The following is a 14293-nucleotide window of genomic DNA, read 5'->3' as shown; positions in this document are numbered from 1 at the left end:
AAGGCTCGGTAGCTCAGTCGGTAGAGCAGAGGACTGAAAATCCTCGTGTCGGCGGTTCGATTCCGTCCCGAGCCACCATTTTGAAATCGCAAGCCGGCTTAGCTCAATTGGTAGAGCAACTGACTTGTAATCAGTAGGTTGGGGGTTCAAGTCCTCTAGCCGGCACCACTTTCAAAATGAGCCATTAGCTCAGTTGGTAGAGCATCTGACTTTTAATCAGAGGGTCGAAGGTTCGAATCCTTCATGGCTCACCATTTTTAATTTAATGCGGGTGTAGTTTAGTGGTAAAACAAGAGCCTTCCAAGCTCTGGTCGAGAGTTCGATTCTCTTCACCCGCTTTTTATGGGCCTATAGCTCAGCTGGTTAGAGCGCACGCCTGATAAGCGTGAGGTCGATGGTTCGAGTCCATTTAGGCCCACCATAATTATTCCGCAGTAGCTCAGTGGTAGAGCTATCGGCTGTTAACCGATCGGTCGTAGGTTCGAGTCCTACCTGCGGAGCCATATTATAGAGAAGTACCCAAGTGGCTCAAGGGGCTCCCCTGCTAAGGGAGTAGATCGCGAACGCGGTGCGAGGGTTCGAATCCCTTCTTCTCTGCCAGATTTTGGCCCGTTGGTCAAGTGGTTAAGACACCGCCCTTTCACGGCGGTAACACGGGTTCGAATCCCGTACGGGTCATACTAAAAGAGATAGCATAATCTGCTATCTCTTTTTTGTTGTATATATTTTATTTAAAGCGGGCTATTAGTAGTCTGCTTTTTTTATCCCGCTATTTGTGGGCAGTAAGACTCTCACCTCAAATTTTGGCATGAGCAAAGAAGTTAGGTGGGAGATCAACTGCTCGTAAAAGCCCGATTGGTGTGGGCTAATAATCAGTGGGGGTGAACAACCGCCCCACTGATTAAAAAATGTTGTATACTTTTTTCTATTTGAATCGTCTAATTAATAGAAAAGAGAGAGCTTCTTTATGGTGCTATCCTTGTCGGGCTTTGTCGGTAAGTCGATATATTGCAAAAATCGCTGATATAATTTGAGTTACGGTCGATATATTTAAATAATCGCTGATATATTTGGAGTTATGGTCGATATATTCAGAAAATCGCCGATATAATTTCACTTACCGATAAAAACCAAAGTCCACCCCTTTCACAATCTAAACAAAACGCATAAATTGGTATTGATTCCACACTTGCTACGATAACTTTACACTCTATGTGAAAAAGTTCACAAATAGGTCATAATTTGTGAAGTAATTCACAATAATCCGTGCTACAATATGTATGTAAAGAAGTTAAACAACATTAAATTAGTATTTTAATTACTTACTTAAACAATAATAAAAAATAGATGTAAACAATTGAAAGGGGAAATTAACATGAAAAAAGGTATCAATCGCGTAGTATTAGTAGGAACAGGAGCTGTAGGTTGTAGTTATGCTTACTCAATGATCAACCAAGGTGTAGCTGAAGAATTCGTACTTGTAGATGTTAATGAAGCAAAAGCAGAAGGGGAAGCAATGGACTTAAGCCATGCAGTGCCATTCTCTCCAGCACCAACAAAAGTTTGGAGCGGTAGCTATGCAGATTGTAAAGATGCAGATTTAGTTGTTATCACTGCTGGATTACCACAAAAGCCAGGCGAAACTCGTTTAGACTTAGTTGAGAAAAATACAAAGATCTTTAAACAAATCGTTCGCGGTATTATGGATAGCGGATTCGACGGAATCTTCTTAATCGCAACAAACCCAGTTGATATTTTAACTTACGTAACTTGGAAAGAATCTGGTCTTCCAAAAGAGCGCGTAATTGGTTCTGGTACAACTTTAGACTCTGCTCGTTTCCGTTACATGTTAGGTGACTACTTAGATGTAGATCCACGTAACGTTCATGCTTACATCGTTGGTGAGCACGGTGATACTGAACTTCCAGTATGGAGCCACGCTACTGTAGGTGTACAAAAACTAGAAACAATCTTAGCGAACAACGAACAGTATAACCAAGAAGATTTAGATAAAATCTTTGAAAATGTACGCGATGCAGCTTACCACATTATCGAGCGTAAAGGCGCAACTTACTACGGAATCGGTATGTCACTACTTCGTGTAACTAAAGCGATCTTAAGCAACGAGAACAGCGTATTAACTGTATCTGCATACCTTGAAGGCCAATATGGTGAGAAAGATGCTTACGTAGGTGTTCCAGCTGTTATTAACCGCGAAGGTGTACGTGAAATCGTAGAACTTGAATTAAACGAAGAAGAAAAAGCGAAATTCGCTCATTCTGTAAAAGTATTAAAAGAAACAATGGCACCAGTACTATAATAATTGCTAAATAATTCAGAGGCGGGAAACTGCTTCCTACCTCTGAATTTATCCCGCTATTTGCGGGCAGTAAAACTCCCACCTCAAAATTTGGTTGGAGCGAAGAAGTTAGGTGGGAGATGAACAAAAGCCCCACTGATTATAGTTTCAATTTATATAAATTAATATAAATTCCTTTTCCGGTTTCCCTTGTATATCCCCAATATACCCCTTTTGCTGGATAAGGGTCGTTTATAGAAAAAAGCACTCTATTTTCGAATAGAGTGCTTTTATATGTTATTTTTTCGGTGTTAGACGTCTTGAAATGAATTACCCGATGTTTCGGAGTCGCTGAAATAGGCGAATACACCGCCAAATGTAAGTGATAAACCTAGTGATGCAGTGACAACTCCCATTCCTACTTTTTGTTTCAATGACAGAAGAAAGCCCCCTAGTTTGATTTTTACAGCAAACATTCGCAACGAGCATGAAATAAGTAAACATAGCATTTCAGTATGAATTATAGTTGCGAAAGTTCGTTGTTCGTTATTAAGAATGAGTATATGCTTATGAATTTTACATTTCAATAAATTTCGTGACAAAAAATGTTGAGAAACATTTTTTATGACAGATTATTTCGTTTGAATTTCACGTGAAAAATAGTGTGAAAAACAGGAAGAAATCAATAAAGTAATATTGAGCAACAATGAAAGGTGAAAATAGTAAGGTGAAATGAAGCGTTTGCAATGAATATTCGTCAAAATTCGATATTTTACACGATAAACGTAAATGTTTTAAGTGAAATTTAAGAAAAAAACGAATATTTTTTAAAAAACAACAAGGATATTTCAGTTTTTTGCAGAAATGATAAAGAGTAAAAAATTTCTGTCATCTTAGTGAGGTGAACATATTGGATGTAATAAATTGTGAAGAAGTGAAACGAGATGAGTTTCATACAGAAAAGTACTATGACAGTTATAACATCTTTGGGGCACATATTGTGACGGAAGATGGGATGCGAGGTGTACGATTCACAGTATGGGCTCCTCATGCGAAAGCAATGAGTGTTGTTGGGGATTTTAATGAATGGGATTATAAGCAACATAAGATGCTACAAGTGACAGAAGAGGGGATTTGGTCCTTGTTTGCACCGCATATTGAAGAGAATGAGATATATAAGTATGCGATTGAAACGATGGATGGTAACGTTATTTTAAAAGCAGATCCTTACGCAGTATATGCAGAAGTAAGACCAAATACGGCATCTGTAGTTTTTGATATAGAGGGATATGAATGGAATGATAAAAACTGGATTCGTAAGAGAAAGAAAAAATCGATTTATAAAGAAGCGATGACAGTTTATGAATTACATTTCGGTTCTTGGAAAAAGAAAGAAGATGGTGCTCTGTATTCTTACAGAGAAATGGCCGAGGCGCTCATTCCGTATGTGGTGGAACATCAATTTACACATATTGAAATTATGCCGCTTGTTGAGCATCCATATGATCGTTCTTGGGGATATCAAGGAACTGGATATTATGCAGCGACAAGTAGATTCGGCACGCCACATGATTTGATGTATTTTGTCGATGAATGTCATAAATATGGAATCGGTGTCATTTTAGATTGGGTGCCGGGGCATTTTTGTAAAGATGCTCACGGTTTATATTTGTTTGATGGGGCACCGACTTATGAATATAAAGATATAGATGTACAAGAAAACCTGGTATGGGGAACTGTTAATTTTGATTTAGGGAAGAGAGAAGTACGTAATTTCTTAATTTCAAATGCGTTATTTTGGATGAGATATTTCCATATTGATGGTTTCAGAGTAGATGCAGTTGCGAATATGCTGTACTGGAATAAAGAAGGAAAAGAGCAAAGCAATGAACACGCTGTTTCTTTCTTACGGGAGTTAAATGAAGCTGTGTTTGCAGAAGATGAAGAGTTTCTTATGACAGCAGAAGATTCAACAGCTTGGCCACTTGTAACAGCTCCAACATACGAGGGTGGACTTGGATTTAATTATAAATGGAATATGGGTTGGATGAATGACGTGCTGAAATATATGGAATGTGCACCAGAGTACCGGAAATACATTCATGAGAAAATGACATTCTCTTTACTATATGCTCACTCTGAAAACTTCATATTGCCGCTTTCTCATGATGAAGTCGTTCATGGGAAAAAGTCGTTATTAAATAAAATGCCGGGAGATTACTGGGATAAGTTCGCCCAACTTCGTTTATTATATGGATATTTCTTTACTCATCCAGGTAAGAAATTACTCTTTATGGGTGGAGAATTCGGGCAATTTGATGAGTGGAAAGATCTTGAAGATTTAGATTGGAATTTACATGATTTTGAAATGCATCGTTACATGCATGATTACTTTAAAGAGCTCATAGCATTGTATAAGCGCTCAAAACCACTTTGGCAGTTAGATCACTCGTCTGAAGGATTTCAGTGGATTGATGCTAATAATAATGAGCAAAGTATTTTCTCGTTTATCCGCCAAGGGGATAATCAGGAAGATGCGTTAGTTGTCGTATGTAATTTTACGAAAGCTACATATGAAAACTATAAAGTAGGTGTACCAGATTTCGAGTATTATAACGAAATTTTAAACAGTGACGCGGTGCAATATGGCGGGTCGGGGCAAGTTAATAAGAAACGTCTCAAGACGATTCTAGAGCCATATCATAATCAAGCGGCACATTTAGAAATTACAATTCCACCATTTGGCGTATCCATATTACGACCAGTGAAGACGAGAAAGGGGAGCAAAAAACAAGATGGCTCAAAAACAAAAGTGCGTAGCAATGTTACTAGCAGGGGGAAAAGGTAGTCGTTTAAGTGCATTAACAAAAAATTTAGCCAAGCCAGCTGTTCCATTTGGTGGTAAATATCGCATTATTGATTTTACGTTAAGTAACTGTGCAAACTCCGGTATTGAAACGGTGGGGATTTTAACACAATATCAACCGTTAGAACTTCATAATTATATTGGAATCGGAAACGCTTGGGATCTTGATCGTGTAAATGGTGGAGTCACTGTGTTACCTCCTTATGCGGAGTCTTCAGGTGTGAAGTGGTATACAGGTACGGCAAGTGCTATTTATCAAAATTTAAACTATTTAAGTCAGTATGAACCAGAATATGTCCTTATTTTATCAGGCGATCATATTTATAAAATGGATTACAGTAAAATGCTAGATTACCATATTGAGAAAGAAGCGGACGTTTCGATTTCTGTTATTGAAGTGCCATGGGATGAAGCAAGTCGCTTTGGCATCATGAATACAAATGAAGAGATGGAAGTTGTTGAATTTGAGGAGAAACCACAATTTCCAAGAAGTAATCTTGCATCAATGGGAATTTATATTTTTAACTGGGCTATTTTAAAAGAATATTTAGAGATGGATGCAAGAAACCCTGAATCTAGTAATGACTTCGGAAAAGATGTACTTCCGCTCTTGTTAGATGAAGGGAAGAAGTTGATGGCGTATCCGTTTGAAGGATATTGGAAAGATGTTGGAACGGTGAAAAGCTTATGGGAAGCGAATATGGATTTACTTCGCGATGAAACATCGTTGAATTTAAACGATCGTAATTGGCGCATTTATTCTGTAAATCCAAACGAGCCGCCTCAATATATTGCAGAACAGGCAAAAGTAGAAGAGTCACTTATTAATGAAGGATGCGTCATTGAAGGGGACGTGAAGCATTCTGTTTTATTCCAAGGAGTGACAGTGGAAGAAGGTAGTATGGTAATCGATTCTGTCGTTATGCCGGGGGCAAAGATTGGTAAAAACGTTGTGATTGAAAGAGCGATCGTTGGATCGGAAATGGTTATTGAAGATGGGACAATAATTCGTCCAGAAAAAAATGTTGATGATGTAGTACTAATTGCTGAAGGAAAATAGAAAAGGGGGATGAAATGAATGGGAGAAAAAATGTTAGGAATTATTAATGCAACGGGAAGTTTTCCTTCCTTAAAGAAAGTAACAGGGCATCGTTCATTAGCGGCATTACCGTTTGGAGGCCGTTACCGCCTCATTGATTTCATGCTTTCAAATATGGTGAATTCTAATATTCATAGCGTGGCGGTTTTTACAAGTCATAAAAATCGTTCTTTAATGGATCATGTCGGTTCAGGAAAACAGTGGGATTTAGATAGAAAGCGTGATGGACTGTTTTTATTCCCACCGAACTGCCAATGTGATCATGACGAATTTGGATCTTTTGCACATTTTAGAAGACATATTGATTATTTTCTAAGAAGCAGAGAAGAATATGTTGTTATTACGAATAGCCATCTTGTAACAGCGTTAAACTTTCAAGTGGTGTTAGAGCGACATATACATACGTCTGCAGATATTACTGAAGTTTGTCATGAAGGGGTTTCGCTTCAAACATATGTGTTAAAGAAACAATTATTGCTAGACTTATTTGAGACATATAAAGATGTGGAGCAATACAGTTTATTTGATGTAGTGAGAGAAAAGAGCGGGAAATCACTGCATATTGCTACGTATGAGCATACAGGATATGTAGCTATCATTGATTCGATTGAAAGTTACTATAAGCATAGTCTAGAAATTTTGCAGCCTACTATTTGGAAGCAATTATTTAAGAAAGAAGCACCAATCTTTACGAAAGTAAAAGATGAGCCGCCAACTCGTTATATGAAGGGTGCAGTAGTGAAAAATACGATGATTGCAAACGGTAGTATTATTGAAGGTGAAGTGGAAAATAGTGTTATCTCCCGTTCTGTTAAAATTGGAAAAGGTTCAATTGTTCGTAATAGTATTATTATGCAAAAGAGCAAAATTGGAGATAATTGCATAATAGACGGTGTTATTATTGATAAAGATGTGAAACTTGGTGACGGCGTAGTGTTAAAAGGAAATGCTGATGAGCCATATGTTGTAGAAAAAGGTAGTGTACAAAATAGTACAATCAACAGTTATTCGTAAATAGCAGGTGCATAATTAGTGGGGGATTTAGAAAACCCCCACTAATTAAGGTTTTACTCTATATGAAAACTTGAAGGGAGGAAGCTGTAAGAAGAGCGATTTATGATGTATACGCTTTTCGTGCAGTGGAACAACAGGTGAATATTTTATTTGCAGTATCAGAATGTGTACCGTTTATTAAATCCGGAGGTCTAGCTGATGTAGCAGGAGCGCTTCCAAAAGAATTAAAAAAATTAGGAGTGAATGTTCGCATTATACTTCCAAACTACAGTCTTATCCCGAAAGAGTTAAGAGAAGGATGTACGCTTCATAAAGTAATTAACGTTCCTCTTGGATGGAGAAACCAATATTGCGGGATTTTAAAAGGTGAGCAGGATGGGATTACTTATTACTTAATAGATAATGAATATTATTTTAAGAGAGATTCTCTCTATGGCCATTATGATGATGGGGAGCGTTTTTCTTATTTTTCAAAAGCAGTTTTAGAGTGTATTCCGCATCTTGATTTCGAAGTAGATGTTCTTCATAGCCATGATTGGCATACAGCTATGGTTAATTTCTTACTTCGTGAAAAGTATCAAGATAACCCGTTATATGAGCATATTAAAACGGTATATACGATTCATAACTTGCAGTTCCAAGGTGTATTTCCTCCTGAAGTGATGTACGACTTACTGGAGCTTGGTCATGAATATTTTCATAGTGAACAGCTTGAGTTTTATGGAAACGTGAACTTTATGAAAGGCGGTATTATCGCATCTGACCAAATTACAGCGGTTAGCCCGACATATAAAGAAGAGATTCAATATGAGTTTTTCGGTGAGAAGTTAGATGGATTGCTAAGAAAGCATAACGATAAGCTTAGTGGCATTGTAAATGGAATTGATACGAGTGTATATAATCCAGAAACAGATCCATATATTACGGCTCAGTATAGTGCAGAGTCATTAGAGGAAAAGAGTGAAAATAAACGCGCATTGCAGCGTTATTTTGGTTTACCAGAAAAAGAAGATACACCAGTTATTTCGATGGTAACACGATTGACGAAGCAAAAGGGGCTTGATCTAGTACGTACTGTATTCCGTGAAATAATGGAAGAAGATGTACAATGTATTATTTTAGGATCAGGCGATTCTGAATACGAGCAGTTCTTTGAATGGATGGCATACGAATATCCAGAAAAGGTAAAAGTATATATTGGATTTAATGAAGCGTTAGCGCACCAAGTGTACGCGGGAAGCGATTTGTTTTTAATGCCATCGCTGTTTGAACCGTGTGGACTTGGACAACTTATTGCGCTAGCATATGGCACGATTCCAATTGTAAGAGAAACAGGCGGATTAAATGATACTGTACATTCTTACGATGAGGAAACTGGAATTGGGAATGGCTTTAGCTTTACGAATTTTAATGCGCATGACATGTTACATACAATTCTTCGTGCAATTGAGTTTTATCAAGATAAACCGGTATGGGATAAGCTTGTAAAGCAAGCGATGACTGAAGATTATAGCTGGGGGAAATCTGCTCTTGCATATAAGAAATTGTATAAAAGTCTCATGGAATAACATTGAGGTGGTGAAAAAATGTTTACTCATGTTGAAAGCTTTAAATCCGCTTTTCTAGAAAAATTAGAAATGATGTATGGGAAAAGTTTCAAAGATTCTACAACTCGTGATCAGTATAATACGCTTGGTCATATGGTACGTGAGTATATGAATAGTCAATGGATTGCAACGAATGAAAGTTATCGTTCTGGAGATCAAAAGCAAATGTATTATTTATCCATTGAGTTTTTACTTGGGCGTTTGCTAGGCAGTAACATATTAAATTTAGGCATTCGAGATGTATGTGAAAAGGGGCTTTCTGAACTTGGAATTTCTTTGCAAGAGTTAGAAGAGATTGAAGCAGATGCTGGCCTTGGTAATGGTGGCCTTGGACGTTTAGCAGCCTGTTTCCTCGATTCACTCGCTTCTTTAAACTTACCAGGACATGGCTGTGGTATTCGTTATAAGCATGGCCTGTTTGATCAAAAAATTGTTGACGGCTATCAAGTAGAATTTCCAGAACAGTGGCTTCTTCATGAAAACGTTTGGGAAGTAAGAAGGTATGACCAAGCCGTAGAAGTAAGTTATTTTGGAAACGTTGAACCACTAGAAATTGATGGACGTTTAGAGTTCAGGCATACAAATGCAGAAGTTATTATGGCAGTACCATATGACGTTCCAGTTGTAGGATATGAAACAAGTACTGTAAATACGCTTCGGCTTTGGAATGCGGAGCCAGTTCCTTTCCCGCAAAACTGCAAAGATATTTTGAAATATAAGCGTGAAACAGAGGCCGTATCGGAATTTTTATATCCAGATGATACGCATGATGAGGGGAAAATACTTCGTTTAAAACAACAGTATTTCCTCGTATCAGCAAGTTTGCAAAACATCGTTCGTATGCATAGGGAGAGACACGGTAGTCTTCGTCAGTTACATGAAAAAATTGCGATTCATATAAACGATACACATCCGGTTCTAGCAATTCCAGAACTTATGCGTATTTTATTAGACGAAGAAAAATTGACATGGGAAGAAGCTTGGCACATAACAACGCAGACGATTTCCTATACGAATCATACGACGTTATCAGAAGCGCTTGAGAAATGGCCAATTCACATTTTTAAACCGTTATTACCGAGAATTTATATGATTATTGAAGAAATTAATGAACGTTTCTGTCATGAGCTTTGGGACCGTTATTCGTACGATTGGAAGCGCATTGAGGACATGGCCATTATTGCGCATGATCTTGTGAAAATGGCTCATTTAGCGATTGTTGGTAGCCATAGCGTTAACGGTGTGGCGAAAATTCATACAGAAATTTTAAAGCAGCGTGAAATGCGATTGTTCTATGAATTTTATCCAGATAAGTTTAATAATAAAACGAATGGAATTGCTCATAGGCGCTGGCTAATGAAGGCGAATCCGCAGCTGACGAATCTTATTTCGGAAGCGATTGGTGAAGAGTGGAAGAAAGAGCCAATTAAGCTGCAAGCACTGCAAAACTTCATACATGATACTAGTTTTCAAGAAAAGCTTGCAGGGGTAAAACAAGAGCGTAAGATTATTTTAGCGGAGCGCATTCATAATAAAATGGGGATCACTATTGATCCAAATTCTATTTTTGATGTGCAAGTGAAAAGGCTACATGCCTATAAACGACAGTTATTAAATGTTCTTCATATTTTATACTTGTATAACCGTTTAAAAGAGGATACTAGTTTTTCATTTTACCCGCGTACTTTTATTTTTGGAGCGAAAGCATCACCTGGCTATTATTATGCGAAGAAAATTATTAAATTAATAAATGAGCTTGCAAGAAAAGTAAATACCGATCCGTACGTAAGTCAATTTATGAAAGTTATCTTTCTAGAAAACTACCGAGTTTCTTTAGCGGAAGATATATTCCCGGCGGCAGATGTAAGTGAACAAATTTCAACTGCGAGTAAAGAAGCATCGGGAACAGGTAACATGAAATTCATGATGAATGGTGCAATTACACTCGGAACGTTAGATGGAGCTAATATTGAAATAAAAGACCGGGTCAGTGATGATGCCTGCTTCATTTTCGGCTTAACAGCGGATGAGGTTCTTCATTACTACCAAAATGGTGGATATCGTGCAAGTGACTATTATCACCACAATATGCATATTAAAAAAGTAGTAGATCAGTTAACGAATGGTTTCTTTGCACAGTCGGGAGCTGAATTTGAAGCGATTTATGATTCTCTCGTTATTCAAAATGATGAATACTTCGTTCTTCGAGATTTTAGCCCATATGCTGAAAGACAAGAAGCTGTCGGAAGGGCATACGAAAATAGGCAGAAATGGCTGGAAATGTCGATTTTGAACATTGCACAATCGGGGCATTTTGCGAGTGATCGAACAATTTTGCAGTACAGTAATGAAATTTGGGGTATTGGTAATACTGTTAAACTTTTTTAGATGAAAGCCCCTTTTGAAGGGGCTTTTATTTATTCACTTTTAAAACAGGGATACGCTTGCTTAGAAAAATAAAACGAGCTTAATGAGATTAAGCCCGTTTTACTTATTTTGCTTAAGAAAGGTAAGGCATGAACGTATATATTATACCTGTTCCGCCATATTCCCCTGTCGCAAAGTATGAAAATGTAAAGAAACCTGTAAACGAAAAAATTATTATAAGAAAAAGTGCAAAGATAAATTTTAGCATGTAAGGTCCCCTCATCCGAAAGTAATTTCATAGATTATTATAGTATACAAATATTGAATTTCCAATTGTTTACTGGTTAAAAATGAGAGGTCAGACATGTTTTGTATGTTGTAATGGAATGATTATTCGTAATGGATTTTGTATTTTTCGTAAATGTCATGTTGTGATGAACGTGTGCATATTCCCAATCACGATCATTAAAATTTATGTTTCGGGGAGGGAGAAGTGGAACGACATCGAATAAGTTGACGAAACGAAAGCTACTAGCTACTTGCAGTTTATAATAATTTCGAAAGGCGATATCTCCAACTTTTGGAGAGGCAAATGTATAAAGACCGTACTGTGCGAAGGCAGTATTTATACGTGCATCTAGTATGTGTAGTGTAGCGAGTGCACCTCCTAAGCTATGGCCTGTTGCAAGAAGTTTCTTATGGGCTGGTAATGACACGAGCATATCCATAATAGGATCCCGGCAAGATTCATAAATTGAAAGAAAGCCGTTATGGACATTTCCGCTATTTAAAGCGTATGGGTATGGCCTTTGGTTGACGAGTGAATCGATAATCCAATCTGTATCTGTTTGTGTGCCCCTGAAAGCTACAATGATCGTATCCTCAGATTCTAATATGAACCCAAACCATTCCATCGTTTGAATCGCTTTTCCTTGAAAGCCTTGTACATATTGGAATCCATCAGGTATTTCAAAAATCCCATTTTGTTTATATTGTTCATACGTTAGATCGCAGCAAGATGCTAACAGTATGGCAGTATCTTTATCGAAGGATAAAGGAGTACGCATCAAGAAAGCCCTCCTTAAGAAAAGGTATAGTTCAATATATGCAGTGAGGGACTTGATTCATTCTTTTTGAAAAAAGGCTATTTGGAAAACCAGTTGATGATCCAGAAGTTCAAAACTTTGTCGGTCAGCATATGAAGGTAACTCTTAAGTATGTCGCGGAGAAGAGGCGATGTATTCTTTAAGTAAAAAAGTAGAGGATGTAGAAGGGTTTTATGAAAACATTATAATAAGATGGTACGATATACTTGTAATGAGGAAGTGTATAGAGAGAATATAAGTGTTTAATTTTAAATAGCAAAATAAGAGCCTTATTACAATTCACATGTAGCAAGACTCTTTAAGTTTCTTTATTAAATTCCTCATTAAAAATAGATAATAAAGGTGTTTAATCATGAAATCTTTATGTAAAAACTTTTATTTTACAAGTATTAATATATCATCTTTATATTCAAATGAATAATAGCCCGCTTTTTCTAATAGAACAGGTAAATATTCTTTTACCATTTCAGCAATCCCTAAATTAGAGGGATTCAGTATCCAATCGATTTGCTTCCAATCGAGAATACCTTCTCTAGTTTTTTTCATAGATTCACTCTCTAATATTGTATCTACTTCAAATAAATACACATATAATCCATCTTTTTTATGATCACTAGTATTCCATGTAATGATCCCCTTTGAATAGTACTGATTTACATTGAATCCAGTTTCCTCAAACACTTCACGAATTGCACCCTCATCAGCAGTTTCACCTATTTCATTTTTGCCACCAACACCGTTCCACACGCCCATAATCGGTGCTTTTTCACGATTCAACATCAAGACTTTATCCTTATTTTTTAAGAAACATACGTTATATTTAAACACTTAATCAGCCCCACATTTAAATGTATTTCTTATTTGTATAAGTATATAATACAAATCCGTCAAGTACTATTTCTATACTTTATAACACCTTTATTTGTTTTTTAAACAATTTTATTATCTTATTATAGGAAGAAGAGACATGGCTTAATAAAGCGATGGAATACTATATGATTCAAAATGGTTTATACAGTCCAAAAGAAAAAGATAGTTCCCTATGAAGGAGGGGACTATCTTTTTTTAGTGTTTTATTCTTTCCCATCTAAAAGGCGACCAAGTCCGCCTAAAACGCTGCCTTCACCGCTATTTTGAGCTGCTGGGCTTGTAAGGCGTGCTGCTAAGCGACTAAGTGTTAAGGACTGAATCCAAACAGTTCCAGGACCTTCTAACGTTGCGAAGAATAAACCTTCGCCGCCAAATAGAGCTGTTTTTACTTTTCCAACGAATTGAACATCGTAGTTAACATCTTTCGTCATTGCAACGAGACAACCTGTATCAATGCGAAGTTTTTCACCAGGTTTCAATTCACGCTTATATACTGTTCCGCCTGCATGCATGAAAGCTAGACCATCACCTTCAAGTTTCTGCATGATGAAACCTTCACCACCGAAGAAACCAGTTCCAATTTTCTTTGTAAATTCGATTCCGATAGAAACACCTTTTGCCGCACAAAGAAATGCATCTTTTTGGCAGACTACTTTTCCTTGATACTCTGTTAAATCAACAGGAATAATTTTTCCAGGATAAGGAGCGGCGAATGATACGTGTCGTTTGCCATGACCTGTATTTGTAAATACAGTCATAAACATACTTTCACCTGTAACGAGACGTTTACCTGCGCCCATTAATTTACCGAATAGACCACTAGATGGTCCAGAAGCATCACCGAAAATCGTTTCCATTTCGATATGATCTTCCATCATCATCATTGCGCCAGCCTCAGCGATAACGCTTTCTTCTGGATCTAATTCAATTTCAACAAACTGCATATCATCGCCATATAATTTATACTCGATTTCATGTGCTTGCATTTTTTCACCTCATCATATGTAGTAATTATATTGTACAGAAATCAACGGAATTAAAATACTGTAGTTTTGTTAATTTTTG

Annotated in this window: 9 protein-coding genes, 8 tRNA genes and 2 pseudogenes; 15 read left to right on the top strand and 4 right to left on the bottom strand. The window is 37.1% G+C overall.

All coding sequences use genetic code 11. The features are described from left to right. Positions 1-2 precede the first annotated feature (2 nt). The 9 genes from V7038_RS03500 to V7038_RS03460 all read left to right on the top strand — a co-directional run bounded on the left by V7038_RS03500 (position 3) and on the right by V7038_RS03460 (position 2320). A tRNA-Phe gene (locus V7038_RS03500) sits at positions 3-78 on the top strand. Between the two features lie 14 nt (positions 79-92). After that, positions 93-168, top strand: a tRNA-Thr gene (locus V7038_RS03495). A 10-nt stretch (positions 169-178) separates the two neighbouring features. Then, positions 179-254, top strand: a tRNA-Lys gene (locus tag V7038_RS03490). Between the two features lie 13 nt (positions 255-267). Further along, positions 268-338, top strand: a tRNA-Gly gene (locus V7038_RS03485). Positions 339-344: 6 nt separating this feature from the next. Then, positions 345-421 (top strand) — tRNA-Ile (locus tag V7038_RS03480). Between the two features lie 7 nt (positions 422-428). After that, positions 429-503, top strand: a tRNA-Asn gene (locus V7038_RS03475). 6 nt (positions 504-509) lie between these two features. Further along, positions 510-600 (top strand) — tRNA-Ser (locus tag V7038_RS03470). Between the two features lie 6 nt (positions 601-606). Then, positions 607-678, top strand: a tRNA-Glu gene (locus tag V7038_RS03465). A gap of 697 nt (positions 679-1375) precedes the next feature. Next, complete coding sequence (locus V7038_RS03460) at positions 1376-2320, top strand: L-lactate dehydrogenase (RefSeq protein WP_002112560.1); 945 nt, start codon at positions 1376-1378, stop codon at positions 2318-2320. A 299-nt stretch (positions 2321-2619) separates the two neighbouring features. On the opposite strand, the pseudogene V7038_RS03455 reads toward V7038_RS03460, so the two are convergent. Further along, positions 2620-2739: pseudogene (locus V7038_RS03455) on the bottom strand (TasA family protein); the annotation flags it as partial. Between the two features lie 470 nt (positions 2740-3209). Between V7038_RS03455 and glgB the strand changes: the two are divergent. From glgB to glgP, 5 genes are all read left to right on the top strand, one after another. Beyond that, the gene (gene glgB, locus V7038_RS03450; protein WP_070140062.1) at positions 3210-5147 is read left to right on the top strand and encodes a 1,4-alpha-glucan branching protein GlgB; all 1938 of its coding nucleotides are present in this window, start codon (positions 3210-3212) and stop codon (positions 5145-5147) included. Next, positions 5095-6225 (top strand): glucose-1-phosphate adenylyltransferase, encoded by a 1131-nt coding sequence (gene glgC / locus V7038_RS03445; RefSeq protein ID WP_000057600.1) that lies wholly within the window; start codon positions 5095-5097, stop codon positions 6223-6225. The genes glgB and glgC overlap by 53 nt, the downstream gene beginning before the upstream one ends. 18 nt (positions 6226-6243) lie before the next feature. After that, positions 6244-7278, top strand: coding sequence for a glucose-1-phosphate adenylyltransferase subunit GlgD (glgD, locus tag V7038_RS03440; protein ID WP_335469167.1), 1035 nt, complete (start codon positions 6244-6246; stop codon positions 7276-7278). A 137-nt stretch (positions 7279-7415) separates the two neighbouring features. After that, positions 7416-8846: a glycogen synthase GlgA gene (gene glgA / locus V7038_RS03435; protein ID WP_002112556.1), complete on the top strand. Its 1431-nt coding sequence runs from the start codon at positions 7416-7418 to the stop codon at positions 8844-8846. 18 nt (positions 8847-8864) lie between these two features. After that, complete coding sequence (glgP, locus tag V7038_RS03430; protein ID WP_335469164.1) at positions 8865-11273, top strand: glycogen phosphorylase; 2409 nt, start codon at positions 8865-8867, stop codon at positions 11271-11273. A 323-nt stretch (positions 11274-11596) separates the two neighbouring features. Here glgP and V7038_RS03425 read toward each other — a convergent pair whose 3' ends face one another. Beyond that, positions 11597-12319: a lipase family protein gene (locus V7038_RS03425; RefSeq protein WP_002112553.1), complete on the bottom strand. Its 723-nt coding sequence runs from the start codon at positions 12317-12319 to the stop codon at positions 11597-11599. 414 nt (positions 12320-12733) lie between these two features. Continuing rightward, positions 12734-13186: an NUDIX hydrolase gene (locus tag V7038_RS03420; protein WP_335469160.1), complete on the bottom strand. Its 453-nt coding sequence runs from the start codon at positions 13184-13186 to the stop codon at positions 12734-12736. A 128-nt stretch (positions 13187-13314) separates the two neighbouring features. Here V7038_RS03420 and V7038_RS03415 point away from each other — a divergent pair. Next, positions 13315-13404, top strand: a pseudogene (locus V7038_RS03415) (MerR family transcriptional regulator); the annotation flags it as partial. Positions 13405-13431: 27 nt separating this feature from the next. On the opposite strand, the gene V7038_RS03410 reads toward V7038_RS03415, so the two are convergent. Further along, a complete protein-coding gene (locus tag V7038_RS03410) occupies positions 13432-14214 on the bottom strand; it encodes a TIGR00266 family protein (RefSeq protein WP_002112550.1) in 783 nt (260 codons plus the stop codon). Positions 14215-14293: the final 79 nt, after the last annotated feature.

It is taken from the genome of Bacillus sp. JJ783 (assembly GCF_036963225.1).
Lineage (GTDB): Bacteria > Bacillota > Bacilli > Bacillales > Bacillaceae_G > Bacillus_A > Bacillus_A cereus_U.
Note: the sequence above shows the minus strand (reverse complement) of the source record. Positions and strands in the feature narration are given on the sequence as shown.

What these genes read in the sequence shown, in the direction of transcription:
- V7038_RS03460 (WP_002112560.1), top strand. Translation starts at nt 1,376, where the DNA reads ATGAAAAAAGGTATCAATCGCGTAGTATTAGTAGGAACAGGAGCTGTA.
- glgC (WP_000057600.1), top strand. Translation starts at nt 5,095, where the DNA reads ATGGCTCAAAAACAAAAGTGCGTAGCAATGTTACTAGCAGGGGGAAAA.
- glgD (WP_335469167.1), top strand. Translation starts at nt 6,244, where the DNA reads ATGGGAGAAAAAATGTTAGGAATTATTAATGCAACGGGAAGTTTTCCT.
- glgP (WP_335469164.1), top strand. Translation starts at nt 8,865, where the DNA reads ATGTTTACTCATGTTGAAAGCTTTAAATCCGCTTTTCTAGAAAAATTA.
- V7038_RS03425 (WP_002112553.1), bottom strand. Translation starts at nt 12,319, where the DNA reads ATGCGTACTCCTTTATCCTTCGATAAAGATACTGCCATACTGTTAGCA.
- V7038_RS03410 (WP_002112550.1), bottom strand. Translation starts at nt 14,214, where the DNA reads ATGCAAGCACATGAAATCGAGTATAAATTATATGGCGATGATATGCAG.